Below are 26,655 nucleotides of genomic sequence, written 5' to 3'. Positions count from 1 at the left end.
ATTACCATTCATTAACTCGATTAGCATCAAGTTTAATAAAGATAAAAAGAAGAAGTGTAAATCCCCATAATCCTGAGCCACCATAACTAAAAAAAGGAAGAGGAATTCCTACTGTTGGAAGTAAACCTGTAACCATTCCTACATTTACAACAAAATGTACAAATAAGATACCTACTACACTATATCCATACACTCTACTAAATTGAGATTTCTGTCGTTCAGCCAAATACAGAAGCCTTATAAGCAATCCGATGAATAGTATCACCACTGTGGATGCACCGAGAAAGCCCCATTCTTCTCCAACCGTGCTAAAAATATAATCTGTATGTTGTTCTGGTACAAAGCCACCTTTAGTTTGAGTACCTTCTTTCCATCCCTTTCCAGTCCAGCCTCCGCTACCTATAGCAATTTGACTTTGATTTGTGTTGTAACCAATACCTTTAGAATCTACTTCTTTCCCCAAAACAATATTAAAACGATCTCGATGTCTTTGTTCGAAAACATTATTAAAAATATAATTTACCGAAAAACAAAATCCTGTTACAACGAGAATAATCAGTAAATATCTGGAATAACTTGGTTTTTGTTTCCTGTTTTTAATTAGAATTAATAACATTATAGCTCCAATGCCGAGAACTACCCAAAAAGGTGTAAATAATAAAGTTAGTATGAATAGGGCAGCAGCAGATGCTCCAATGATTAGATAGGTAGCTGCTAAACCTTCTCTGTATAATGGAAAGAAAAACGCAGCATACACTAATGCACTTCCAGGATCAGGTTGAGGTATAATAATTAGTGCCGGTAGTGCTATAATTAAGAATGCTCTTAACTGGTGGTTGATCAAATTAATATTTGTTTGCATATCGCTTAAGAATTTTGCGAGTGCTAATGCAGTAGCTGCTTTTGCAAATTCTGAAGGCTGTAATCCAACGGGACCAAAGGCATACCAAGATGTGGCTCCATTTATGTTTTTTCCGAATAAAAAAAGCCCCAGAAGTGATACTATGGATAATACAAAAATTAAACCTGCAAATCGTTCATAAAACTTAGTTTCGATTGCTTGGGTAATGATTACAATTATGACACTTAGAGCTATCCAGTATAATTGTTTTACATAGGGTCTAGAAAAATCAGTTAAAGAGAAAATCTCATCATCATAAGATGCGGAGTATATATTTACCCATCCAAAACCGATTAATAATAAAAATATGAGTACAGTTAACCAATCTATGGCTACAATAGTCGATCTGGCCATTATTGGTTAATTTTAAAAGGTTCTCCGCTATATGGTTTTGCATATTCTTCTTCAAGACTATGAGTTAGTACCCAGTCTTCAAGATCTATTCTCGATATGGATCCTTTTATATATTTTTCTATCATTAAACTAGCTATCTTACCGGCATACCTGGATCCCCAATAACCATTTTCAATAAATACTGTTAGTGCAATCTTCGGATTGTTCTTTGGAGCAAATGCAATAAAAACAGAATGATCTGTTAGTTGCATACGTTCCCCATTAATAACAGTATAATTTTCTGCAGTACCCGTTTTACCGCAGATCTCTATATCCTTTACTTGTAATGCAGCTGCCGTACCTTGAACATATACTTGATGCATTCCTTCAATAACAGGCTCAAAATGTTCTTTATTGATCGTGGTGTACTTTGGTTTTGTAAAGTTTTCTATTTCTATAGGTCGGCCGTCAATAGCCTTGATAATATGAGGTGTGTAAAAATATCCTCTATTAGCTATGGCTGCAGTCATATTAGCTAATTGTATTGGAGTAGCTAATACTTCTCCTTGTCCAATAGCATTTGATATGGTAGCAGTGGGATACCATTTGTATTTAGGATAATTATATTGTTTATTATAGAATTTAGAATTGGGAACTAAACCTTTACTACCGCTAGATAAATCATTGCCTAAATAATTTCCTAACCCAAAACTTTCTACATGTTTTTCCCAATTATCAATACCTTCCTGTGGCGTATCATATTTGTTGATACTCCTTAGATATACATTTGCAAAATATGCATTACATGATTGTGCAATTCCTGGAATCATGCTTAATGGACTTCTATGAGAATGACAGCCAAGTTTTGCTTTTTTTCCATATCGAAATCCATGATTACAAGAAAAACTTTCTTTGGTATCTACAATGCCTTCTTGTAAACCGATCAGCGCTGTAATAGCTTTAAATGGAGACCCCGGAGGATACTCACCTTTTACACCTCGATCAAATAATGGTCTGGAAATAGAATCGTAGTGAAGTCTTGTGTAGTTGGGAGATCTTTTTCGCCCTACTAATAATTCTGGTTTATAACTTGGAGCGGTAATTAGAGTAAGGATTTCTCCTGTAGCTGGATCTAGTGCTACAATTCCTCCACGTTTATTTTCCATTAACTTTTGTCCATATGCCTGTAATTCCTCATCAATAGTAATAGTCAGATCCTTCCCATTAACGGGTAATGTATCATATTTACGGTTTTTATAGGGACCAATATCTCGGTTAAATCTATCTTTTTGAATCCTTTTAATTCCTTTTATTCCCCTAAGCTCGTTTTCATACTGCTTTTCTACACCTTGCATTCCAATAAGATCACCAGAAAGATAATACGGATCTTTTTTTATCAATCCATCATTTACTTCTGCGATATATCCAAGTACATTAGATGCATTTACTGTGTGATAATCTCTAAGAGAACGTTTCTGGATATAAAACCCATCAAATTTCCTCATTTTTTCCTGCAAGTAGGCGTATTCATCTTTTGTTAACTGAGGGATAACTACAGAAGGAACACGAGGAGAATATACTCTTGCTTTGTGTAATTGCTTTACAAGCTTCTCTTTTGTTATTTTAAGGATAGAACAAAATTCTAAAGTGTCAAAAGGTTTTAATTCTCTTGGTATTACCATAACATCGTACGAAGGTTGATTGGTTACCAAAAGTTTGCCATTCCTGTCATAAATTGCTCCTCGTTGAGGATAATCATATAGTACTTTAATAGCATTGTCATCTGAGAGGGCAGCAAAAGAAGTGTTGTAAATTTGCAGATAAAAGAGTCTGGCGATAAAAACAATACCAGTGCTCATTATGATAAGATAAAGTAATAATTTTCTCATGAATCTTTTCTTCTAAACAATACCAAAACCAACATAATTACGATGATTGAGAATAGACTAGAAAATAACGTTTTTTTTGCTATTAATAGTGTATGAGAATAGTTAAATATTTCTAACGAAAAAAGTATAATATGGTGTACGAAAACCATTAAAGTAACATATGCTAATCGCTGCCCAAAACCAACTTTGCTAAGTTTAACAGTTTGGAATTCATAGCTTAAGCCAAAAACAGATCTTAGAATTACTGGACGTATATATGTTATAACGATACAGGCTGCGGCATGAACACCTCCAGAGTCACCAAACATGTCTACCGTAAGTCCCAGAATAAAGCTAAGAAAAAGGAATAAACTTTTGTTTATGTTTATGGGAGCTAATAATATAAAAATAATATATATGTACGGATTAAGGTATCCCAGAAAATTAATATGATTCAGAATAAAAACCTGAACCAAAACCAAGCTAAAGAATCTGCCAATATATAAAAGAACGTTGTTATTCATCTATTTTTGGATTTTCTAGTGACTTAATTTCTGAAACATCATTGCTTTTTATGGCGTAGAGGAAACCAATATCAGTCATGTCATTAAATAGCTGTACGTCAATTAAAAAATAACTCTGATTTTGATCTAACTTATAATTTAGAATAGTGCCAATTCCTATTCCACGAGGGAAAATCGTTGAGCGACCATTAGTAATAATAGTATCTCCTTTTTGTAAAGTTGCTTGTCTAGGAACAGTTTCTAATTGTACAATATTAGGATCTTTACCATTCCAGACTAATGAACCATATTGATTTGAATTTTTTAAACCTGCATTAATTTTAGAATTACTGTTTAAAATAGAAATAACTCTACTGTAGTTTTTTGAAGTATTTTCTACAATACCAATAATACCTTTATCAGTAATGACTCCCATATCCTCCTCGATTCCATCTTTTTCTCCTTTATTGATTAAGATGTAATTGTCCATTTTACTGTAATCATTTCTAAATACGTTTCCTTTAATGAAAGTAAAAGGCTTATTAAATGATGTAGTGTCGATGTATTTTGTGGCAATGGTATCTGCGGTAAGCCAACTTATTTGATTTCGGAGTAGTTCGTTTTCTTCTAGTAAACGTTCATTTTCACTTTTAAGTCCAAAATAATTATTTATAGAATATCTCCATCCATAAACTCCACCTGTAAGGAAGTTTGTAGAACTTATAAATTTACTCTTGTGATAACTATGCGATTGTATCGTTAGAATGAGAGATAAAAATAGTAGAAGCAGAAATAATAGGAAGTTTTTATTCCGTATTAAAAAATTAATAATCTGCTGCATGGGTTATGGGGGTACTAAATTCTAAAAATAATAATATCTCGTTTTAACAATGCTTTTGGCATAATTAAAAACAATCAAAGCAGAATAACGTAAAAAATAGATTTTAGGTATATTCTAATTATATTTTTCTGAAAACTATTACTTAATTAATACGCTCTTATAGCGATTAATATTTTTCAGAGTAATTCCTGTTCCTCTTACAACTGCTCTTAATGGGTCTTCTGCAATGTAAACCGGTAAATCGGTTTTTTGAGATAATCTTTTGTCAAGTCCTCTTAGCATAGATCCACCACCTGCCAGGTAAATTCCTGTATTATATATATCTGCAGCAAGTTCAGGAGGAGTTTGTGATAGTGTTTCCATCACCGCATCCTCAATTCTAAGAATTGATTTATCCAAAGCTTTTGCGATCTCACGAAATGAAATCTGAACTTGTTTTGGCTTTCCTGTTAGAAGATCTCGCCCTTGAACATTCATCTCTTCTGGTGGTAATTCCAGATCTTCTGTTGCTGCACCTATCTGTATTTTTATTTTTTCCGCTGTACGCTCACCTACATATAAATTATGTTGGGTACGCATATAATATATAATATCGTTCGTAAAAACATCTCCCGCAATTTTTACAGATTTATCACATACTATTCCTCCCAAGGCAATTACGGCAATTTCAGTTGTTCCTCCACCGATGTCTACAATCATATTTCCTTTAGGCTGCATAATATCGACACCGATACCAATAGCTGCTGCCATAGGTTCATGAATAAGGTATACTTCTTTACCATTAACACGCTCTGCACTTTCTTTTACAGCTCGCATCTCTACTTCTGTAATTCCAGAAGGAATGCAGATAACCATACGTAGCGCAGGAGTAAATATTTTTTTCTTCAATGCCGGAATATCTTTGATAAACATACTTATCATTTTTTCACTAGCATCAAAATCCGCAATTACTCCATCCTTAAGCGGTCTAATAGTTTTTATGTTTTCGTGTGTTTTCCCTTGCATCATTGCAGCTTCTTTTCCTGCTGCAATTATTTTTCCAGACATAATATCTCTGGCAACAATTGATGGACTATCTACCACCACTTTGTCATTATGAATAACTAAGGTATTTGCAGTACCTAAATCTATAGCAATTTCTTCAGTAAAGAAGTCGAAAAATCCCATATAAAACAATAAAAAGGGTTAGAATTGAGTAAATGTACTAAAATTAATGTTTAAAATGACGTGTTCCGGTCATTACCATTGCAATTCCGTTTGCATCACAGTAATCTATACTTAATTGATCTTTTATAGAACCACCTGGTTGTATGACTGCTTTGATCCCGGCATTGTCCGCAAGTTCCACGCAATCAGGAAATGGGAAAAACGCATCACTCGCCATCACAGCTCCGTTAAGATCAAAATTGAATGATTTTGCCTTCTCTATAGAATGAGTTAAAGCATCAACTCTAGATGTTTGACCAGTTCCACTTGCTAATAATTGCTTCCCTTTAGTGAATACGATAGTGTTGGATTTTGTGTGCTTGCAAATTTTAGAAGCAAATAATAAATCTTCTACCTGAGCATCGGTTGGAGCAACTTTAGTAACAGTGTTTAGGTCTTCTTTGGCATCAGTTTTTAAATCTTTATCTTGTACTAAAGTTCCGTTTAGACAAGAACGAACTTGTGTTTTTGGTAACTCAATATCTTTTTGAATCAGAATAATTCTGTTTTTCTTTCCTTTTAAAATTTCTAAAGCTTCATTACTATATGAAGGAGCGATTACCACTTCGCAGAATAATTTATGAATTTCTTCTGCCGTAGCAGTATCAATTTCAGAATTACTAACCAATACTCCACCAAAAGCCGAAACCGGATCACCTGCTAATGCATCCACATATGCCTGATGGATTGTAGAACGTTGTGCTAATCCACATGCATTGTTATGTTTTAGGATTGCAAAAGTTGGTGCTTCTCCTTTAAATTCATTCATCAAGTTTACAGCGGCATCTACATCGAGAAGATTGTTATATGATAATTCTTTACCGTGTAGTTTGTCAAACATTGCATCAAAATCTCCAAAGAAAAATCCTTTTTGATGCGGGTTTTCTCCATAGCGTAATGCTTTTCCTTTAGTTTCACTTATCTTAAGTGAAGCAATTTCGTGATCACTGTTGAAATAATTAAAAATAGCACTGTCATAATGGGAAGAAACATTAAAAGCTTTTGCTGCAAAACGTTTACGATCTTCCTGAGAAATGCTACCATTGCCTTTAGAAATAATTTCTAAAAACTCCGAGTAGTCATCAACGGAAGCTACACAGGTTACATCAGCAAAATTTTTAGCGGCAGCTCTAATTAAAGAAATCCCTCCTATATCTATTTTTTCAATAATATCTTGCTCCGAAGCTCCAGAAGCAACTGTTTTTTCAAAAGGATATAGATCAACAATAACAATGTCAATCTGTGGAATTTCATACTGCTCAAGTTCTGCAACATCACTATCGTTATTCTGGCGATTCAGGATTCCACCAAATACTTTAGGGTGTAAAGTTTTCACTCTACCACCAAGAATTGAAGGGTAAGAAGTAACATCTTCTACTGGAATGACCTCAACTCCTTGGTCTTTTATGAATTTTTCAGTACCACCTGTAGAATAAATAGTAATACCAAGTTCATCTAATTTTTTTACGATAGGTGCTAATCCATCTTTACTGAATACAGAAATTAATGCGGATTTAGCGGTTTTTGTGTTGCTCATGACAGTTTTTAGTTAGTAAAACGCAAAAGTAGCAATTTAGTTACCAATTAGACAACCCATTGTCAGTAATTGTTTTAGATATTTTGTAACAAAATTATAAGGAAAACGTCCTATCTTTATATTGTTCAAAAAATAGTACATGCTTATTTATCTTAGAGTGTTAAAAGAGAGTTTTAATTTTGCAATTAATGCTCTTAGAAACAATAAATTAAGAACTTTTCTTTCTTTGTTAGGAGTAACGATTGGTATTTTCTCAATCATTGGGGTGCTGGCTGCTGTTGATTCTTTGGAAAAAGAAATAAAAGGAAGTATCAGTTCTCTGGATAATAGTACCATATATCTTACCAGAATTTCTTTTGGTCCTACACAGGTGCCTGATTGGAAAAGAGAACAATTTCCAGATGTTACTTTTGAAGAATATCAACTTGTTAAAAGAACCATGCCCAACCTGAAAGCTGCTAGTTTTTTATTAAATGTTGGTCAGGAGGTTATAAAATACAATGATAAAAGTATTAGTAATGTGAGTATGGCTCCTGTTACTCACGATTATTATGATATCGAAGAATTACAAGTAGTTAAAGGTAGGTTTTTTAATGAGCAAGAGTCTAATGGTGGAGCTCCTGTGATTGTAATTGGAGACGAGATAGCCAATAGTTTATTTGGTACAAGTGATCCTATTGGTAAAAAAATACGAGTATATGGAAGAAAGTTTACAGTTATAGGTGTTTTAAAGAAAGAAGGGAGTGGTCTTTTCGGAGATTCTAAAGATACTTCTGCAATATTACCTGTTAATCTTGTGAGAAGAATTTATGGAGATAACAACAAGTTTACGTTTCCTATGATCATTATTAAACCTGAAACAGTAAGTGATGTACCTGAATTTGTGGCTTCCTTAACTCAAAAAGTTCGTTCTTACAGGGGGTTAAAACCTGACGAAATTGATGATTTTTTTATAAATCAGTTGCAAGGATTTACTGATTTTATAGATAATATAACGGGAACCATGTCTCAAATTGGTGGTTTTATTGGGATGTTTTCTCTATTGGTTGGCGGTTTTGGTATTGCCAATATCATGTTCGTTAGTGTAAAAGAACGAACTAATCTTATTGGAATTCAAAAAGCGCTAGGAGCTAAAAGGAAGTTTATTTTACTTCAGTTTTTATTTGAAGCTGTAATACTGGCAGTTTTTGGAGGTTTAATCGGATTGATTTTGGTTTGGTTAATTTCAAAAGGAGCTTCTAGTATGACAGGAGATTTCGAATTTATACTTTCTACTTCTAATATGTTTTGGGGAATGTTTTGGTCAACCTTAATAGGTTTGATTGCAGGTATTTTTCCTGCTTGGATGGCTGCTAGATTAGATCCTGTAGAGGCTATAAGAACTGGAATGTAACGTACAAGGTTCTCTTGAGTTTACACAAATCTTGATAATAGGTAAATATTCATACCTAGGGCAATCAATATAATTACTAATACGGCAATCGGAATTACTTTCATCATAATATTTCTTTTTTTGTTTGGGGCCATTACAGTTGTTATCATGGTTCAAAGATACTATGAATCAGAGGTTAAGGAAATAGGTAGAAATACTTGTTTATAATAAAGTGCCCTTATTCAATTTTTTTACTATTACATAAAATCATTTGACAGCTGTTTGCTAATCCATAAATTCTTGAGCATAAAAAAAGTCGAGGAGAAACCTCGACTTTTTAAATATGATATTAAAAATATCTTTACTGCTTAAGTATTCTTTTAGTTGCAAACCCTTTTTCAGAATGAATAGTCATTAAATAGAAACCAGAACTAATTGAAGAAATATCAATTGTATTTATAACACTGCTTGAGTTCAATTTCTGAGAAAGCACTAATTTTCCTTGAATATCAAAAATATCAGCACGCTTTATAGCTAAACTAATTTCTCCAGATATGTTAACGGTATTAATAGACGGTATAGGATAAATAGTAAGACCATTTGATAATATTTCATCGTCTATGCTTAATGTACTGTCAAATTCAATAACAAAAACATTTGAAATAGTATTTCCATTAAATACCGGGTCGCTCACTCTATTTTCGTCAATAATCACAGTAATATTACTATTTCCCGATGCTACTGGAGTTATATCAACGGTAAAAGAGGCTCCTGATCCAGAAAGATTGCTAGCGGTTCCATTTGATACAGATATATCACTTAGATCAAAATCAATAATATCTTCACTAAAAGTAATAGTTATAGGGATTGGATTTACACTGGTTGGAGAATTTACCGTAGAACTAATAATAACGCTTGGTCTTGTTATGTCAGATTCAATACTAAATTGAGTAGCGGCTGTATTTCCATTACCAGCAGCATCAAAAGATACATTAGCATTAATATCAACTGTTACGATACCCGTGGAAGTAGGATTAATATTTACAGTATAAACAGTATTACTTACTAAAGGAGATAAATTACTTGCTGTACCATTTCCTACTATAATATTAGCAATATCTAAATTATCAATGGGTTCAGAAAAAGTAATTGTTACTGGAATAGGGTTAGCTCCAGTTGGAGAACTTTCGGTACTGGTAATATCAACTGTTGGAGGGGTAGCATCAGTAATGGTAATAGCAAACTGTTGAGCAAAAGTATCGTCGCCTCCATTAGCAGTGCCACCATCATCTGTTAATACTACGCTTACAGTAACCACTCCAGTTGCATCTGTGGCAGGAGTATATGTTAGGTTACCAGTTGCATCAATAGCTGGTTGTGAACTAAATAAAGCATTGTTACTATTTGTTACTGTAAATGTAAGTGTTTGCATAACTTCAGGATCTCCATCATCGATAGCAGTTGCCCATCCGTTTACGGTTTGCGCTCCTGCATTTTCGCTAACTATTTCATTCGCTCCAGCTGTAAAACTTGGTTCGTCATTTACGGAGTCTACAGTAATGGTAAATGTTTGATCATCAGAAGTGTCATCGCCACCGCTGGCAGTTCCTCCATCATCAGAAATACTTACTGTTACCGTAGTACTACCATTAGCATTAGCAGTAGGAGTGTAGGTTAGATTTCCAGTTGCATCAATAGCTGGTTGTGAGCTGAATAATGCATTATTGTCATTTGATACATTAAAACTCAATGTTTGCATCGCATCAGCATCTCCATCATCGATGGCAGTTGCCCATCCATTTACGGTTTGTGCACCTGCATCTTCGTTAACAGCTTCATTCGCACCCGCAGTAAAACTCGGTTCATCATTCACTGCATTTACGGTAATTGTAAATGTTTGATCATCAGAAGTATCATCACCGCTGTTAGCAGTTCCACCATCATCAGAAATACTTACTGTTACTGTCGCACTGCCATTAGTATTAGCAGCAGGCGTGTAGGTTAGATTTCCAGTTGCATCAATAGAGGGTTGCGCGCTAAATAATGCATTGTTATCATTTGATACATTAAAGCTCAATGTTTGCATTGCATCAGCATCTCCATCATCAATGGCAGTTGCCCATCCATTTACAGTTTGTGCAGCTGCATCTTCGTTAACAGCTTCATTCGCACCCGCAGTAAAACTCGGTTCATCATTCACTGCATTTACGGTAATAGTAAATATTTGATCATCAGAAGTATCATCACCACCGTTAGCAGTTCCACCATCATCAGAAATACTTACTGTTACTGTTGCAGAACCATTAGCATCTGCAGCAGGCGTGTATGTTAGATTACCCGTTGCATCAATAGAGGGCTGTACACTAAATAATGCATTGTTGTCATTTGATACATTAAAACTCAATGTTTGCATTGCATCAGCATCTCCATCATCAATGGCAGTTGCCCATCCATTTACAGTTTGTGCACCTGCATCTTCGTTAACAGCTTCATTCGCACCTGCAGTAAAACTTGGTTCATCATTCACTGCATTTACGGTAATTGTAAATGTTTGATCATCAGAAGTATCATCACCTCCATTAGCAGTTCCCCCATCATCAGAAATACTTACTGTTACTGTCGCACTGCCATTAGTATTAGCAGCAGGCGTGTATGTTAGATTACCAGTTGCATCAATAGAGGGCTGTACACTAAATAATGCATTGTTGTCATTTGATACATTAAAACTCAATGTTTGCACTGCATCAGCATCTCCATCATCAATGGCAGTTGCCCATCCATTTACAGTTTGTGTACCTGCATCTTCGTTGACAGCTTCATTCGCACCCGCGGTAAAACTAGGTTCGTCGTTAACAGCATTTACAGTAATTGTGAATTGCTGTGTAGCAAAAGTATCATCACCTCCATTCGCAGTTCCTCCATCGTCTGAGAGTACAACACTTACTGTTGCAGAACCACTAGCATCTGTAGCAGGAGTATAGGTTAGATTTCCAGTTGCATCAATAGCAGGTTGTGCACTAAATAATGCATTATTGTTATTGACTACTGTAAAAGTTAATGTTTGTGTAGCGTCTGAGTCTCCATCATCTATCGCAGTTGCCCATCCATTTACGGTTTGTGCGCCAGCATCTTCGTTAACAGCTTCATTCGCACCTGCAGTAAAACTAGGTTCGTCGTTAACGGCATTTACAGTAATTGTGAATTGCTGTGTAGCAAAAGTATCATCACCTCCATTCGCAGTTCCACCATCGTCTGAGAGTACAACACTTACTGTTGCAGAACCATTAGCATCTGCAGCAGGCGTGTATGTTAGATTACCCGTTGCATCAATAGCTGGTTGCACGCTAAATAATGCATTGTTGTCATTTGATACATTAAAACTCAATGTTTGCATTGCATCAGCATCTCCATCATCAATGGCAGTTGCCCATCCATTTACGGTTTGTGCGCCAGCATCTTCGTTGACAGCTTCATTAGCCCCCGCGGTAAAACTAGGTTCGTCGTTAACAGCATTTACAGTAATTGTGAATTGCTGTGTAGCAAAAGTATCATCACCTCCATTCGCAGTTCCTCCATCGTCTGAGAGTACAACACTTACTGTTGCAGAACCACTAGCATCTGTAGCAGGAGTATAGGTTAGATTTCCAGTTGCATCAATAGCAGGTTGTGCACTAAATAATGCATTATTGTTATTGACTACTGTAAAAGTTAATGTTTGTGTAGCGTCTGAGTCTCCATCATCTATCGCAGTTGCCCATCCATTTACGGTTTGTGCGCCAGCATCTTCGTTAACAGCTTCATTAGCACCTGCAGTAAAACTAGGTTCATCATTAACGGCATTTACAGTAATTGTGAATTGCTGTGTAGCAAAAGTATCATCACCTCCATTCGCAGTTCCTCCATTGTCTGAGAGTACAACATCTACGGTCGCGGAACCACTTGCATTTGCAGCAGGAGTATAGGTTAGATTACCCATTGCATCAATAGCTGGTTGCGCACTAAATAATGCATTGTTATCATTTGTTACCGTAAACGTAAGTGTTTGTGTAGCATCTGCATCTCCATCATCGATAGCGGTTGCCCATCCATTTACGGTTTGTGCACCAGCATCTTCGTTAACGATTTCATTTACTCCAGCAGTAAAACTAGGTTCGTCATTTACTGCATTAATTGTAAACGTTACACTTGCAGTATTAGAATTATCGGTATTGTCATTTGCTATAAAAGAAATGCCTCCTGCATTATTACCATTAAGATTAGCAGTAGGTGTAAAGGTGGCGGCATCTAGCGCAGCATTAATATTGGCTAGCGTACCTTGTGCGGTAAAACTTGCAGATCCATTACCACTACCTCCAAAAGTAATACCAGTTGTTCCTAATGCAACCGTTCCTCCTGTAATGGTAAAAGTTAGTGTTTGATCATCACCATCAGTGTCCGTTACTTGAATATCATTTGCAAGAGCTACATTAGTAGCATCTTCTAATACCGTTGGTGCGGATGGTGCTGTTGCTATTGGAGCAGAATTAGGAATTCCTATTACTATTTCATCTATCCCAAAAGTTTCAAATCCTCCGCCAGATTCTGTAAGAGTTATGGCAGTTACACCAGTAAAATTAAGGGAGACTACTTCTCCCGCAAATTGTGATATTCCTTCGGTAACAGCAGAATTAGAACCCCCTGTAGGTGTGAAAACGACGGAGCTGTCTGCTCCGCTATCATTGTCAGCAATAAAAGCAAAAATACTTGCCACATCAACAGCCTGACTAAAAGTAATGGTTAAAGATGTACTAGTATCAGCATTTTGTGTAAAAACAACATTTCCAGATGATCCGTCAAACCCACTACCATTAACTACTTGAGCATCACTATTCGATGTACTTACAGTTGCTGTTATGCCATTTACAGTTTCAGAAACGGTTGTACCAGCATCTGAAGCCGTTGACCAAGTGAAGTTTTGAGCCTGTACATTGGTGAAAACCGCTATAGTAAGGTAAATAAAAAAAAATATAGGCAATGAAGACCTTGCTCGCTGATATGAGCTCTCTGTAAATTGATAAGAAAGATAATGAGTAGATTTTTTCATAGTTATTGATTATGGATTAATAATTATTTTAATAAACTATTTATGAACTAGAAGAATAGGTTTAAAAAATTAAGATATCGTATAATAAAGAATTTTTATCATACTAAAAATAGTACTTCTTGGTTTAAGAAATACTATTTTATCTAAGGAAATTTTGTGCTTTATTTAAAAACTTTAAATAATACTATTTTGATTGCTAGCTTCTTGAAGGAAATAGTCCTTGTAAAGCAATAATATAATTAGTTGTCAAATAAGGTTGCATGTTATTATGTGATTGGCCTCCTCCATTATTTAAAATAGTTAAACCAGCATTACTTCTAATAGTTTGGCTATTTACAGGGTTCGTTGGTGGTCCAAAACTTTTTACTTGCGTAGTAGCTAAACCATCAACAAAGTTAGCTACCGCTGGCACATCACCAGTTTGTGGAGTTTCATTCACTGCATTTTCAGTACTTAATAAAAGAGATTGATCAGCCGCTGCATTATTGCCAGTTAAGTGATTGTGAGAAGGCAATTCGGGAGTTACTAAGGTATGTGTTTCTCCGCCTCCTTTCGAACCCAATCTACGATCACTCAAACCGGGTCCGTTTCCAGCGTGCATTGGAACTCTACCACGTAAATCTGGTAATGCAAACGTAGTTCTGCCATCTCCACCGTACACTGTGCCCAAAATTGAGAAAAGTGCACTGTTTGATGAAATAGGTAATAATTGTCCGTCACATAATGCCCAACCTCTTGGTGCGAAATTTCCTCCGAATAATATAATTTGTCCTAAAAATGGTTCCATAAATAATTGATTTTAAAGATTAATAAATTAATTTAAGTTATTTAGTAATGAACTTGTTCTTGTTTTATGCTTATACTTGTTGTAAAACAATGCCCTTGTCGTATTCCTAGATGGACAAATTTTGTCCCTGATAAAATGCCCGCATCAGAACTAATAGCATTTATTTTTAGTATTTTTCCGTATTTACAATACACATACAATCCTTCTTGTGGATGTGCGTGGATGATCTCACCAGCAGTTTTGCCAAGTAATGGTTGACTGTCTACAGGAGAAACTTCCAGAATTCTTATAAGAGATCCTTGGTAATATGTGGTTGCTCCACCATATTTAGGGTTACAGGCATTGACTAAATTTTCTATTTCATCTGCGGTTTGTGTTTCCCAAGAAATCGTAGTATCTTTTTCTGTAGGTCTCTTGTAATATGTAATTTCTTTTATTGGCTGAGGTGTAAAGCTTTTAATATCATGTACCAATTGAATTGCTTTTTGAATAAGCCCATCCAGCATATAACTCATTTTAGAATTAGCCATTCCCAAGGTTTCTCCAGGAATTATAGGAACAGATTGTTCTAATAGAATTTTACCAGTATCCCAATCTTCATCCATCTGATGAATAGTAATTGCAGTTTGTTTTTTTCCTTGTTTTATAGACCAAAATAGTGGGTCAGGACCTCTATTCTCAGGTAGTTTTCCAAAATGAACATTCAGAAAACCATATTTTGGTACCGCTAATACCTCTTTAGGAATCTTAATGGAGAAACCACAAACCAATACTAAATCAGGGGCTTTATTAACCAACCAAGTTTTAAATGTTGTATCAATATTTTGTTTATGGATAAGATAGGTGTCAAAACCTTCTCTCTGTATAGAGGTAAGCCAAAAATTCTTATTCGGATTGGGAATTTCAGATTCTTGAAAACATACAGCTTCCAAATTATTATCTTTAGATAGACTGTTATATACAGAAAGGCAGACAGGAAAGCTTCCGATAAGTATTGTTTTCATGAATTCAAGGTTTTACAATCTACCAGATATATCCAGTTGTATTGATTGAATTGTTCACGTGATTTTTTTGATATCACTGTTTACCAAAACTAAACAGAGTATTAAAATTGATCAATACGTATAATTACCTGAATTTATGAGACTATTAATCTTTTACCGCATGTTTGTCTTTTATAAGAACCTTTTATACTACCAACGCTGCTTTTTGTGTGGGAATGTGTTTTCTTTTGGTTTAAAGAAATAAAGTGAAGTGTATGGTGCTGCAATTTAGATCTGTTTTTGTTTAAAACTAGATGTATGATAATGAAGAAGTTTGAATTCGGAAAAATTATTTACTTAACGTGAGTTCGGCCTAAGAAAATTTACGTCAGTCAGAGTGTGTGCCTTGGGTGGATTGTGCTTCGACAAGCTCAGCAGAACTATCGAAGACAAGTAAATTTTCAATCAAAAGCCTTGTCATCTAGATTTCTATGAAAAACTACTCAATTTGATGGTTTTTTAAAATTAGATCCTTACATCGAACTCGCATTACCTAAGATATAGACACTTTCGTTCATAATCTATAACGGCTTTTCCTCTTTTTAAAACATCAGCTCCGATGATTCCATCTACTGGTTCGGCTTGATGTGCGATAAGCGCAGTATTTACATGAGTAAGGTCAAATAAAATAAGCGAAATACTTTTTTTTGACCATTTGCCTAGCTGCAGTGTGTTTTTTTTAGAAAGCTGTGTAAGCATGTCTGTAGCGCCAGCACCAGCAGCCTTTACATCACTATCCTGTGCAAAAAGATGAAACTTTTCTACCGCATCAAAACCAACACACGAATTAGAGGCTCCGGTATCTACGATAAAATTACCCTCTACGCCATTAAGCATTGCTTTCACCTCAAAATGATTGGTTTTAGTATATACAAGTTTAATACGATGATATTCTTTTTCAATTAGAAATTGGCGAAGTGTTGTCATTTTAATTTTTGTCGGATCACGAACAAAAATAGTATAATTAATAAGAATCCTCCGATTATGAATATCCAATTTGATTTCTCTTCGGTTGGGGATTGATGGTTTCCGAAATACACAAACGAAGCCCAGTAATATGGTGATTTTTGAGTGTTAGAGATTTCTTTTGATGTAAGGAAATCTAACTTTGCTTTATGCAAGCCGTAAACATAGGAGTTAGAAAGATTCAGATTTTGATAAAAATATTGCATTAGCTGAGAAGTAGTTTTGTCATTTACTTTCCACAGTGAAAACAATACATTTGGTACTCCTGCATATTGAAATCCTCTACCAATACTAAGTGGGCCTTCTCCTTTGGCCAAAGTGCCAATGCCAGTTTCACAAGCACTGAGTACAACCAAATCAGCTTCTAATTGTAATCCATATAACTGATTTACTAAAATATTCTGATCTCTAAATTGTATAGAAGCTGGTCTGGAAAAACTTCCTGCTTCTGCATGTGTGGATAGATGTAAAATCGAATGTTTTTTTACTGCATCCAGAAAATGTACATAGGTCGCTTCCTCTTTTTCTAAGAACACACCATCAAATTTTTGTTGTATGTGACTTTGTTCTTCAAGAGAGAAAGGAAGTTCTAGATTGGTATTTTCAAAAACAGGAAACACTCCTAAAATGTTTGCTTTTATATCATTACTATTTGATCTCAAAAACTTATTTGCAGAAATTTCATAATTGACAATACTTGATTTCAGTAAAAATGGCATTTTCTCGAAACTCAGAACATTGGTTTTTTTAGTTAATAATGTTTCAAAAGGTATGAAATTGAGTAACCCATCCGGAATGATTACTATTTTTTTAGTGTCTGGAATATTTAATATGTTGTACAATTCAAAACTACTTTCTGAAAACACCTTCACGTTATTTATAATAGTAGATGGTTTGTCGAAAAACCGTATGTAATTTTGTACAGTATTTTTAAAATATTGAACTTCATTAATTTTTATTATTTCAATTGAATCAGGATTAATTTTGAATTGATATATCGTTTGCTTGCCAAAAAAATATTCAATCAAAGTAAGGTCATCTTGTTGTAACTTTTCTTGAAGCTCAGTAATTGAAACTTTTTCTTGTTTAAAAAGAAGATTGGGATATTTTTTCTGAAGCTCTTTAGTTACATCCTTAAGTTCGATAGATGTCATTTCATATGCCGATGTCCATTTTTGAATTTTTGAGATGTCAGCCCTGTCTTCTTTTTGTTTTTCTTTTAGTATATAAGTGTCATATGTTGCTATTTCTTTAGTAAGTTCCTTGTTTCTCTTTACTAATGAATCATTTTTATATTGTGTTAGTAGTTGTTTAGAAAGTAAGGCTTCATTGACAAATGGTGCTTTAGAGTTTTCTGCCGCTTCAAATGCTTTTATTACATACTTTAGATCTTTTGTAGTAATGTACATGGAATATAAAAGATCAATATAGGATTCTGTACGATTTCGATTTTGACCATGCTGAATAATTTTTGTGTCCTGTAAAGGATACGCGGTATTTAATTTTGAGTTTACCTCAAAAGCTGCTTCGAGTGTATTAATCGCTAAAAGAGGATCGTTTAATTCCTGATAGATATAAGCTTGTACATCTAATGCTTTCAGTAATACTCTATCCGCTACGAGAATTTTTTTTTCCGGAAGCTCCATGTTTAAAGAATATTCAGGAAGTAAGTAGGTGTATATCTCCTTAAGACTGTTTAATGCTTCTGCATATGCTGATTTAGAAAGTAGAATATCTATATAAGCCAATTGCCATTTTGCAATATCTCGTGCTGATGTATTAGGTTTTTTTAATAGCTGAAGTTTGGCTTTATGAATATAGTTTTGAGCATTTTGTGTTTTCTTATTTTCTAGTGCGATCGCAGCTAATATTTGGTAAGCATTTACTTGGGTAGCATCTATCGATATTGCTTTTAGAGCTTGCTTTTTTGCCTCTTCTATTGATCCAGAATCCAGATAATTTGTAGCTAAGTTTGTTAGAATGTTTACATTTTTTGGAGCTATTTCTTGACCTTTTAGAAGTATTGCGATTGCTTTCTGATAATTGCTTTGGTTGTTATAAGCAATAGATAGATTGGTGATAGCTGAGATTATTTTGGGAGTATTTTGAGATTGCTCCGCTAGATATAAATACTTAGTGATTGTGTTTTCTGCTTTTTGTAAATCCCCAATTTTCAGGTATAGATTTCCTAAAGGTTGCAAACAATTTTCAATAATATCATAATCTTTGAGTCTATTGTTGTTAAATGTTTTCCATGCTTTTTCATAATAGACAATAGCTGTTGGGATGTTTCCAAATTGATTGTAGTAATAGCCCATATTTGCATGAACGATAACCCAAGCAAGTTTATCTTCTTTTGTTAGGAGTTGATTTTCTTTAGAGGCTATTAATTTATTTAATCTATGTAAGCGGGATTTTGAAGAATCTTTTAAAAAATAATCTAATTGATTGTATAAAAACTCTGAAGTTTTGGTTTTTTGTTGTGCAAGCACTAGTTCATTTCCTAAACATAGAAAAACGACGAAAACCAAGAAGATTATTTTAAAATTTCCAAATCCCATAAAATTGAATTTGAGAATTCGGAACATCAAAGTTATATACATACCTAATACCAAGACTCGGTCCAATCCTTACAGTTCCGAGATTCATTCCAACAAAAACTCCAGTTTGAAAATTTGTAAAATTATCATCTATTTCCTGCATGATAAAAGAGTCCAGATCACGATCAGGAACGATTTGTTGTCCTTGTTCGAAAATTCGAAACCCAGTACCTGTTGTTTCTTGATCATTAGTAGTTGTTACATCCATTTTTAGTTGAATTCCAACACCCATAGCGAAAAAGCTATTGAAGTTATAGCGATATGACCCTGGAACCACATAGGCAGAAATGTTTTGGAATTGATTTGCCTCAGAAAATAGAATCAAACTTTCAGTTCCGTCTGCATTGATCGTACGTGTTTCAAAATTTCTTGTCTCGTCAAAGGAAGAGGAAGAAAAGAAAAGTTCTGCTTGATAATATCCTCTATACGATTTAAATGGGGATAGTGTGGCGCCAACAAAATATTCTCTTTGGTTCTCTAGCTCAGGAACTGTAATATATCCTGCTTTTGCGCCAATCGAAATCCCAGGCAAGAATCGAGTAGCCGCATAATTCGTAATAATAGGATCGTTTTTGTCAAAATAAATAGCAGTTCTACTTCTGGTTTTTTTCTTATGGAAGTTTTTGCCAAATTTCATAGAGTACTTTACGAACCCTTTAGTAGAATCAATTTCCGTTACATTTTTTTGTTCACTTCCAGGAAGGTAAATCCTATTGAACTGAAATATGATTTTATCTTTTTGCAAAATTGTGTCCAGACAGCTATAATTTACTTCTCGCTCTTTTGGGCAAATGGGACATTCTGGATACATACCATCAATTTTAAGTGTAGATTTGTCAAACATTTCAGGGGTATCTACTTCTAATTTAATTGTGTTAGCAGGGCCTTCTCCGTTATTCTGAAATCGTACTTTAAATTTTAATCGTTTAAATCTTACGAAACGATAATTCATTAACCAGCCGTTAGATGACATTTTATTGGGATCGTGAGAGGTTACAATTTCCATCTCTGTATCCTTAACAGTATGATCATCAAAATTATTGTCAGGTACATACACACTTCTTAACGTTACAATAGCACTGGTGTCTTTGATCATTTCTGGAGTGGTCTTTAGTGTTCTGAAGATGTTACGTTCCTCTCCAGGTTGCATATTATCAAATTCTATGATCTGATAGCTTCGGTATAACGCTTTTGACTCTTCTAGTGTAAGTGGAAAGTTTTTTCGTTTAGTAGTATCTTGTACGAAAAGTGTTTTTTTATATAATGAAGAAGTACTATTTGAGGCTAATAAGGTATGATCATCGTTTTCCGGAAGTATGGAAGAAATAGCTTCCAAAGGAACGATTCGTTCTCCATAATGAAGTCGAGTATCTTCTATTGTGAAATTATCATTCTTAAATTGTCGGTCATTATAAAATAAATATAGTTTGCCACTGGCGACATAGTTATTGTTGTTTTTATAACTAGTAATAAATACCATTTCCTGATCAGGGATGGGTTCACGATTTCTTTTTAATAGTAAATCTTCCTCTTCCGTAAAAGGAGAATTACCTTCAATAGATGCTTCGTCTTGTGAATTATCGATAGTTACTGATTTTGGTCTACTCGTAGGTGGTTTTCCGTTGTCATAGTTGTTTGTAGCCCATAGTTTAGTGTCATAAGTGCCTTTTTTTTTATAAGTATGTGTTGGAGTTGATTTAAAGCTATAATTACCATCTCCAAACTCCCAATAATAGGTGTAGAAAGCTTTAGGAGCACCGGCAATTTGGTTAAGAAGAGGCATTTCTGCCTTGTAATTTACTTGATTACCCTGGATTTCGTAAGATATTGGTGCTACTCTAGGAATGGTGTCATTGATTAGTATTTGTCCAATACAAGCAAAAGGGAGTAATAAGATTATAAAAAAAGCCAAAAATCTATTCATGATTGGTTGTTAGTGTTAATAAAGATAAACAAAAAGTTAAATCGCAGATATTACAATCTTTAGTGAATTAAAATTCCGGAAGGTAAACCCTCCGGAATTTTTCTGAAATTTGCTGTAACCCCCATTACCTAATGTGCATATTCCAGTGTGTAAGGTTTGTCTACGGGAGACCGTTTATTAATGCAACTAATTCTGCTTCTGTTCCAGTACTGGTAGCGCCAATTACTTCTGTATGGTTTTCTCCTATGGTTGCTCCCTGGATTGCATATATATATTGGTCATCTTGTACAGATGCAAAAATAAAATGTACTTCTAATCCAATTGGTATTAACCCATAATGTTCAGAGAATAAACCAGTTTCCGGGTTGTAAATATCTAATAGCGCTAATGCTGTAGGTTCTCCGTCATAAGATATGTATACGTTACTATTAGTATTATCAAAGCCTTCAGGAACATCAGCATATGCTATTGTTTTAGGACCTTCGTAATTATACCAGCGGTCTAAATTTGTCCAACCAAAATTACTAAGAAAACCTCCGTATCCAGAAACTCCCTGTCCATTAGGACCTTCTCTTTGCATAGGTTCTAAACCTCCTTGTTCATCTTCTTCCCATACAATATCACATTGCATTTCGTCTCCGTCACAATCATTATCTTGACCATTGAAAATTCTCATATCCTCATCAAATTCATCTGCAGGAGCAAAAAGTTGAAAATCATTAGCTAATTGTAATTGCTCTCCATTTTGAGTAGCATTGATAAAAAATTCACCTGCAGAAACTAATGTTTCGATATCACCATTAGGACGTTTTCCGTTCGTCGGCATTTTCGTTAATAGCATTTTTGCCTTGTCATATATTTCAATAAGTTCAATAGTAACAGAACCAGTAACGGGATCACCATTTTGATCTACGATACTATTAGGAGGAAAATATAGAATGGTGCCATCTTCACCATATACTTCTCCTGTGCCTCCTCCATTTAAGGTAAAAGTTTGTAATGCATCTTCTCGATTTTCGATAATCTCGGCTTCCAATTCTAATCCACCTAGAACTTGTTCGATAATTATATCATTGTCATCATTGCTGCTACAACTTGCTAATAAAAGAATACTAAACCCTAAAAGTAAAAAGTTAATCATTGTTTGTTTTACATTCTTACTGCTGTTCAGAAATGTAATTGTTGTACTATTTGTTTTCATGTTTTTTAGTTTTAATTGCCCTTTGTGGACTTTCTAAATTTTGTTGTTTACATCTTCATATCAGCAACACTAATTTTTTGTTACCCTTTTTCTTAAAAACTTTTTTAATTTAGAGGTCCAGACCAATTCATTTATGGGAAATAACAAAGCGCATGCTGATCAGAAATATATCGAAGCTCTCTTAAAGAATGATACGATAGTTATTAGAGAGATCTATGAAAAATTCGCTCCTAAAGTAGTAGGATACATAAAGAAAAATAGTGGAGATGAATCAAAAGCTCAGGATATAATTCAAGAAACTTTAATCACAATATATAAGCAAGCAAAAGAAAAAGAACTAATGCTTACTTGTCCGTTTGATGCTTATTTCTTTTTGCTCTGTAAACGGAAGTGGCTTAATGAGTTAAAAAAGAATACTGCAAAAGAGGTAACAATTAATGAAGAGGTGGTATCTATTAATGATGAGAGTGTTCAATATGCCGATGAAACATTGATTTTTGAAGCAAAAAATAAACTTTTTGCAGAAATGTTTGATCAATTAGGTAAGGCTTGTAAAGAATTGTTAAAAGCAACTTTTACTATAAAATCTATGGAAGAAGTAGCAACAAAATTAGGGCAATCCTATGGGTATGTCCGCAAGAAGAAATCATTATGTATTGGCCAGTTAACAAAAATGGTTCAAAGCGCTCCTAAGTATAATCAAATAAAAAACTTGTTATGACCCCAGAAGAAAAATACGAGCTTTTTGAGCGAAAGATTAGCGATGAGCTTTCAAGTAATGAAGAGGAAATGTTATCCCAGATAATTAAGGAAGATAAGACGATTGCTGAGGAGTTTAACGTATACAAAGAATGGAGTTCCTATTTAGATACTAGTCTAAATTTGGAACAGGATCAGTTTGATTTAGAACAGAATTTGAAAAAAATCGGAGATTCGTATTTTGAGAAAAAACCAGCCAAAAAAGAAACCAAAGTAATAAAAATATCTTCCTGGGTATATGCCGTTGCTGCAAGTGTTGCAATTGTCTTAGGAGTGTATACTTTTACTAAAAGTGATCCGGCTTATAATGATTTTGCGTCGATACCAAAATTATCTATTACAGAAAGAGGGAGTGAAGATGAAATTAGTAAGAAAGCCGAAGCTTCATTTAATTCTAAAAACTATGAAGAAGCCGAGAAATATCTTTCCGAATTATTAAAAAATGACAACTCCAATTCTGAATATCTTTTTTATTTAGGAATTACGTTGGTAGAACAAGATAAACATGAAAAAGCATCAGTAATCTTTGAAAAACTGAGACAAGGAGCTTCTGTATATAAATATAAAGCTATCTGGTTTGAAGCTCTAAATCAGTTAAAGCAGAAAAATGAAGAACGATGTGCAGAATTATTAAAATCATTACCACCAGAAGCTGAGGATTATCAGCAAGCGCAAAAATTGCTTAAAAAACTTTAAATCTATATAAGTAGTTGACATGCAAATTGTTAATTAACAATATTTTCTTTAATAAAAGCGTTGTATTATGTAACTTTTAATGAGTTATAGTGATATTTCATTAATAATTTAAAGAATATATGTCATGGGGATAAATGATAACATAGAATCAATAGAAAAAGAGCAAATAAAGCATCTACATTTTCCGCATAAAGAAGTTTTAAGTGATAAAAGATCTAAACGTGATCGATACCGTAAACTAGTACGAGGATTGAGTTTGGGTAATTTGGAACACCTAAAGGTGAAGATAATTTTTGCGGACGATGAAGGGGCTAAAAAAGTAGAAACAACCATTTGGGGAATAACTGATAAATCGGTCATTCTAAAGCAATCGACCATTATTCCTGTAGAGAGAATTATTAGTGTTAATTAAATGTGATTTTATTTAGAATACATTTATAAAAGTAAAAACCCTGAGACATCAGGGTTTTTTAGTTATATATTATTATGGGTTGGAATCACCACAAGGACTGTTAAAAAACATAAAACAACTACCAATAGGTAAACAAACAAAACAACTGCCAAAACTAGCGCAATCGCTATCTGTACTACAGTTTTGAGGCGGCATTCCACCTGTTATACTTTTTTGCTGGTCTCTACTAATTACTTTGGTCCCATTTAGGTTTAATAAATTTTTCATTTTTAAAATAGTTTAAGAATATGTCTACTCTATTGTTAATTAGGATTTTCGACTTGCTCCTTTAAAATTGATATTATACGATCATAAAGTTTGCTTTTCAGTTTTACTATTAATCATTGCATCAAATAGGCGGTATTAGTTAGTGTCTTAACTGAATAAAATGTTACCCTGATTTATTTGAACTCTAGCAAAAGTTAATAATGACAGACTGAAAATTGAATTAAAATGTTGTTGTTTATTATATTAAAAGAGGTATTGATGAAAGTTAAATTTGGTTATTTTTGCGGCATGATACTTACCGATACCCACACGCATATATATAGTGAATCTTTTGAGGAAGATCAGGATGCAATGATGCAGAGAGCTATTTCTACGGGAGTAGAACGTTTTTTTGTTCCAGCCATTGATTCTGCTTATACGGAGTCTATGTATGATATTGAAAAAAGATACCCAGATAATGTATTTCTAATGATGGGATTGCATCCTACTCATGTTAAAGAAAACTACAAAGAAGAGCTCCAACATGTGGAAGAAGAACTTGCAAAACGATTAAGTGAAAACAGCGATAAAAAATTCTATGCAGTAGGGGAGATAGGGGTGGATTTATATTGGGATAAAACATTTCTAAAACAACAACAAGAATCATTTAGATATCAGATTCAACTAGCTAAAAAATATAAACTACCTATAGTAATTCATTGTCGTGATGCTTTTGAAGAAGTGTTTGAGGTATTGGAGTCTGAAAAGGGAGAAGATTTATTTGGGATATTTCATTGCTTTACAGGTACAATTGATGATGCTCGACGAGCTATTGGATATAATATGAAATTAGGTATTGGAGGAGTTGTTACGTTTAAAAATGGCAAGATAGACAAATTTCTAAATGAGTTTTCTTTGAAAAATATTGTTCTTGAGACAGATGCTCCTTATTTAGCACCCGTTCCATATCGAGGTAAGCGAAATGAGAGTTCTTATTTGATTCAGGTTGTAGAAAAGTTGTCTGAAATTTATGAAAAGTCGCCAGAAGAAATCGCCCGAATTACAACTGAAAACTCTAAAGATATATTCGGAATATAGCTTGCAGATTGTAATATAAATTTTGTTCATTTGTGAGACCAATAAATGTATGGTTGCGATGAAGACTTCACCAAATATATTATTGATCTATACGGGAGGTACTATAGGTATGGTCAAAAATTTCGAAACAGGAGCTTTAATAGCTTTTGATTTTGATGAATTATTGCTCAATATTCCTGAGCTAAAACAATTGGATTGCAATATAGAGACTATAAGTTTTAAAGAGCCTATAGATTCTTCTGATATGAATGTTGAACGCTGGAAAGAATTAGGAGGTATCATTAATTCTAATTATGAAAAGTATGATGGTTTTGTAGTATTACATGGTAGTGATACAATGTCATATACTGCTTCTGCCATCAGTTTTATGTTCGAAAATCTAGGAAAGCCTATTATTTTTACCGGATCTCAGTTGCCTATAGGTGATCTAAGAACAGATGCCAAGGAAAACTTGATAACTGCAGTGCAGATTGCGGCTTTACAAAAAAAGGGGAAGCCAGTAATTACAGAGGTTGGGTTGTATTTTGAGTATAAATTGCTTAGAGCGAATAGAACCACAAAGATAAATGCAGAGCATTTTAAAGCGTTTCAATCACTTAATTATCCCACTTTAGTTGAATCCGGAGTTCACCTTAAAGTAAACGCCTCTTTTTTACAAGTTTCAAATCGTAGAAAAAAAATGGTATACCATACACATTTTGATAATGATATTATAATTATTAAAATGTTTCCAGGGATAAATGAAATGATTTTAAGGAGTATTTTTTCGTCAGAAGCAATAAAAGGTGTGATTATTGAGACCTATGGATCAGGGAATACCACAACCAAATCTTGGTTTTTGGATATTATTTCTGATGCAATTAAAAAAGGAATACCCATAATAAATGTAACACAATGTGCAGGAGGTAGCGTAGAAATGGGCAAGTATGATACGAGTGTTGCATTAAAAAAAGCAGGTGTTATATCAGGAAAAGATATAACAACGGAGGCCGCTGTGGCTAAATTGATGTATTTATTAGGAGAAAAGTTACCTCTTAAAGTGCTCAAAACCATTTATGAAACTTCCTTGCGAGGTGAAATGTCAGAAAATTAACGCCCCAAATTTTAGTAGTTAACATTTTTTTTGTTATTTGCTCAACCATTTTTTTGGCAAATTTTTTAATAGAGAGGTGGCCGAGTGGTCGAAGGCGCACGCCTGGAAAGTGTGTATACGTCAAAAGCGTATCGAGGGTTCGAATCCCTTCCTCTCTGCATTATTATTAAATTTTTAATAGATTTT

General features: G+C 34.1%; 20 protein-coding genes and 1 tRNA gene. 7 read left to right on the top strand and 14 right to left on the bottom strand.

Annotated elements, in window-relative coordinates; translation table 11 throughout:
* Window position 1 precedes the first annotated feature (1 nt).
* From rodA to purH, 6 genes are all read right to left on the bottom strand, one after another.
* Window positions 2-1,255: a rod shape-determining protein RodA gene (gene rodA / locus Q0829_RS08665; RefSeq protein WP_298541772.1), complete on the bottom strand. Its 1,254-nt coding sequence runs from the start codon at window positions 1,253-1,255 to the stop codon at window positions 2-4.
* Window positions 1,255-3,123, bottom strand: a complete 1,869-nt coding sequence (mrdA, locus tag Q0829_RS08660; protein WP_298541771.1) for a penicillin-binding protein 2 — start codon at window positions 3,121-3,123, stop codon at window positions 1,255-1,257. Before mrdA ends, rodA begins: the two co-directional genes overlap by 1 nt.
* Complete coding sequence (gene mreD / locus Q0829_RS08655) at window positions 3,120-3,626, bottom strand: rod shape-determining protein MreD (protein ID WP_298541770.1); 507 nt, start codon at window positions 3,624-3,626, stop codon at window positions 3,120-3,122. The genes mrdA and mreD overlap by 4 nt, the downstream gene beginning before the upstream one ends.
* On the bottom strand, window positions 3,619-4,446 hold the full coding sequence (gene mreC, locus Q0829_RS08650; protein WP_298541769.1) for a rod shape-determining protein MreC: 828 nt from the start codon (window positions 4,444-4,446) through the stop codon (window positions 3,619-3,621). Before mreC ends, mreD begins: the two co-directional genes overlap by 8 nt.
* A 138-nt stretch (window positions 4,447-4,584) precedes the next feature.
* Entirely contained in the window at window positions 4,585-5,613 is a 1,029-nt protein-coding gene (locus tag Q0829_RS08645; RefSeq protein ID WP_027393894.1) for a rod shape-determining protein, read from the bottom strand.
* Window positions 5,614-5,656: 43 nt separating this feature from the next.
* A complete protein-coding gene (gene purH / locus Q0829_RS08640) occupies window positions 5,657-7,189 on the bottom strand; it encodes a bifunctional phosphoribosylaminoimidazolecarboxamide formyltransferase/IMP cyclohydrolase (RefSeq protein WP_298541768.1) in 1,533 nt (510 codons plus the stop codon).
* A gap of 139 nt (window positions 7,190-7,328) precedes the next feature.
* On the opposite strand from purH, the gene Q0829_RS08635 reads away from it, so the two are divergent.
* A complete protein-coding gene (locus Q0829_RS08635; RefSeq protein WP_298541767.1) occupies window positions 7,329-8,582 on the top strand; it encodes an ABC transporter permease in 1,254 nt (417 codons plus the stop codon).
* Between the two features lie 340 nt (window positions 8,583-8,922).
* Here Q0829_RS08635 and Q0829_RS08630 read toward each other — a convergent pair whose 3' ends face one another.
* The 7 genes from Q0829_RS08630 to Q0829_RS08600 form a co-directional block, all read right to left on the bottom strand.
* Window positions 8,923-13,644 (bottom strand): Ig-like domain-containing protein, encoded by a 4,722-nt coding sequence (locus Q0829_RS08630; protein ID WP_298541766.1) that lies wholly within the window; start codon window positions 13,642-13,644, stop codon window positions 8,923-8,925.
* Between the two features lie 196 nt (window positions 13,645-13,840).
* A complete protein-coding gene (locus tag Q0829_RS08625; protein WP_298541765.1) occupies window positions 13,841-14,431 on the bottom strand; it encodes a tail fiber protein in 591 nt (196 codons plus the stop codon).
* 41 nt (window positions 14,432-14,472) lie between these two features.
* A complete protein-coding gene (locus tag Q0829_RS08620; protein ID WP_298541764.1) occupies window positions 14,473-15,435 on the bottom strand; it encodes a formyltransferase family protein in 963 nt (320 codons plus the stop codon).
* Window positions 15,436-15,963: 528 nt separating this feature from the next.
* Complete coding sequence (locus Q0829_RS08615) at window positions 15,964-16,401, bottom strand: retropepsin-like aspartic protease (RefSeq protein WP_298541763.1); 438 nt, start codon at window positions 16,399-16,401, stop codon at window positions 15,964-15,966.
* Entirely contained in the window at window positions 16,398-19,001 is a 2,604-nt protein-coding gene (locus Q0829_RS08610) for a CHAT domain-containing protein (RefSeq protein WP_298541762.1), read from the bottom strand. Before Q0829_RS08610 ends, Q0829_RS08615 begins: the two co-directional genes overlap by 4 nt.
* A complete protein-coding gene (locus tag Q0829_RS08605) occupies window positions 18,982-20,964 on the bottom strand; it encodes a PKD domain-containing protein (RefSeq protein WP_298541761.1) in 1,983 nt (660 codons plus the stop codon). Before Q0829_RS08605 ends, Q0829_RS08610 begins: the two co-directional genes overlap by 20 nt.
* Window positions 20,965-21,124: 160 nt before the next feature.
* Entirely contained in the window at window positions 21,125-22,165 is a 1,041-nt protein-coding gene (locus Q0829_RS08600) for a hypothetical protein (protein ID WP_298541760.1), read from the bottom strand.
* Between the two features lie 133 nt (window positions 22,166-22,298).
* Here Q0829_RS08600 and Q0829_RS08595 point away from each other — a divergent pair, with 133 nt between their 5' ends.
* The 3 genes from Q0829_RS08595 (at window position 22,299) to Q0829_RS08585 (ending at window position 24,032) form a co-directional block, all read left to right on the top strand.
* On the top strand, window positions 22,299-22,886 hold the full coding sequence (locus Q0829_RS08595; protein WP_298541759.1) for a sigma-70 family RNA polymerase sigma factor: 588 nt from the start codon (window positions 22,299-22,301) through the stop codon (window positions 22,884-22,886).
* Entirely contained in the window at window positions 22,883-23,620 is a 738-nt protein-coding gene (locus tag Q0829_RS08590; protein ID WP_298541758.1) for a hypothetical protein, read from the top strand. Before Q0829_RS08595 ends, Q0829_RS08590 begins: the two co-directional genes overlap by 4 nt.
* Window positions 23,621-23,744: 124 nt before the next feature.
* A complete protein-coding gene (locus Q0829_RS08585) occupies window positions 23,745-24,032 on the top strand; it encodes a hypothetical protein (RefSeq protein WP_298541757.1) in 288 nt (95 codons plus the stop codon).
* Between the two features lie 72 nt (window positions 24,033-24,104).
* On the opposite strand, the gene Q0829_RS08580 is transcribed toward Q0829_RS08585, so the two are convergent.
* Window positions 24,105-24,299, bottom strand: a complete 195-nt coding sequence (locus Q0829_RS08580; RefSeq protein WP_118459221.1) for a hypothetical protein — start codon at window positions 24,297-24,299, stop codon at window positions 24,105-24,107.
* Window positions 24,300-24,587: 288 nt separating this feature from the next.
* On the opposite strand from Q0829_RS08580, the gene Q0829_RS08575 reads away from it, so the two are divergent.
* From Q0829_RS08575 to Q0829_RS08565, 3 genes are all read left to right on the top strand, one after another.
* The gene (locus Q0829_RS08575) at window positions 24,588-25,376 is read left to right on the top strand and encodes a TatD family hydrolase (RefSeq protein WP_298542793.1); all 789 of its coding nucleotides are present in this window, start codon (window positions 24,588-24,590) and stop codon (window positions 25,374-25,376) included.
* A 58-nt stretch (window positions 25,377-25,434) separates the two neighbouring features.
* Complete coding sequence (locus tag Q0829_RS08570) at window positions 25,435-26,469, top strand: asparaginase (RefSeq protein ID WP_298541756.1); 1,035 nt, start codon at window positions 25,435-25,437, stop codon at window positions 26,467-26,469.
* A 70-nt stretch (window positions 26,470-26,539) separates the two neighbouring features.
* Window positions 26,540-26,627, top strand: a tRNA-Ser gene (locus Q0829_RS08565).
* Window positions 26,628-26,655: the final 28 nt, after the last annotated feature.

The organism is uncultured Aquimarina sp. (assembly GCF_947492405.1).
Taxonomy (GTDB): Bacteria; Bacteroidota; Bacteroidia; order Flavobacteriales; family Flavobacteriaceae; genus Aquimarina.
Note: the sequence above shows the minus strand (reverse complement) of the source record. Positions and strands in the feature narration are given on the sequence as shown.

Coding starts and splice junctions, on each gene's coding strand:
- rodA (WP_298541772.1), bottom strand. CDS start 1,255: ATGGCCAGATCGACTATTGTAGCCATAGATTGGTTAACTGTACTCATA.
- Q0829_RS08595 (WP_298541759.1), top strand. CDS start 22,299: ATGGGAAATAACAAAGCGCATGCTGATCAGAAATATATCGAAGCTCTC.
- Q0829_RS08630 (WP_298541766.1), bottom strand. CDS start 13,644: ATGAAAAAATCTACTCATTATCTTTCTTATCAATTTACAGAGAGCTCA.
- Q0829_RS08635 (WP_298541767.1), top strand. CDS start 7,329: ATGCTTATTTATCTTAGAGTGTTAAAAGAGAGTTTTAATTTTGCAATT.
- purH (WP_298541768.1), bottom strand. CDS start 7,189: ATGAGCAACACAAAAACCGCTAAATCCGCATTAATTTCTGTATTCAGT.
- mrdA (WP_298541771.1), bottom strand. CDS start 3,123: ATGAGAAAATTATTACTTTATCTTATCATAATGAGCACTGGTATTGTT.
- Q0829_RS08610 (WP_298541762.1), bottom strand. CDS start 19,001: ATGGGATTTGGAAATTTTAAAATAATCTTCTTGGTTTTCGTCGTTTTT.
- Q0829_RS08580 (WP_118459221.1), bottom strand. CDS start 24,299: ATGAAAAATTTATTAAACCTAAATGGGACCAAAGTAATTAGTAGAGAC.
- mreC (WP_298541769.1), bottom strand. CDS start 4,446: ATGCAGCAGATTATTAATTTTTTAATACGGAATAAAAACTTCCTATTA.
- Q0829_RS08590 (WP_298541758.1), top strand. CDS start 22,883: ATGACCCCAGAAGAAAAATACGAGCTTTTTGAGCGAAAGATTAGCGAT.
- Q0829_RS08570 (WP_298541756.1), top strand. CDS start 25,435: ATGAAGACTTCACCAAATATATTATTGATCTATACGGGAGGTACTATA.
- mreD (WP_298541770.1), bottom strand. CDS start 3,626: ATGAATAACAACGTTCTTTTATATATTGGCAGATTCTTTAGCTTGGTT.
- Q0829_RS08585 (WP_298541757.1), top strand. CDS start 23,745: ATGGGGATAAATGATAACATAGAATCAATAGAAAAAGAGCAAATAAAG.
- Q0829_RS08600 (WP_298541760.1), bottom strand. CDS start 22,165: ATGAAAACAAATAGTACAACAATTACATTTCTGAACAGCAGTAAGAAT.
- Q0829_RS08645 (WP_027393894.1), bottom strand. CDS start 5,613: ATGGGATTTTTCGACTTCTTTACTGAAGAAATTGCTATAGATTTAGGT.
- Q0829_RS08575 (WP_298542793.1), top strand. CDS start 24,588: ATGATACTTACCGATACCCACACGCATATATATAGTGAATCTTTTGAG.
- Q0829_RS08620 (WP_298541764.1), bottom strand. CDS start 15,435: ATGAAAACAATACTTATCGGAAGCTTTCCTGTCTGCCTTTCTGTATAT.
- Q0829_RS08615 (WP_298541763.1), bottom strand. CDS start 16,401: ATGACAACACTTCGCCAATTTCTAATTGAAAAAGAATATCATCGTATT.
- Q0829_RS08625 (WP_298541765.1), bottom strand. CDS start 14,431: ATGGAACCATTTTTAGGACAAATTATATTATTCGGAGGAAATTTCGCA.
- Q0829_RS08605 (WP_298541761.1), bottom strand. CDS start 20,964: ATGAATAGATTTTTGGCTTTTTTTATAATCTTATTACTCCCTTTTGCT.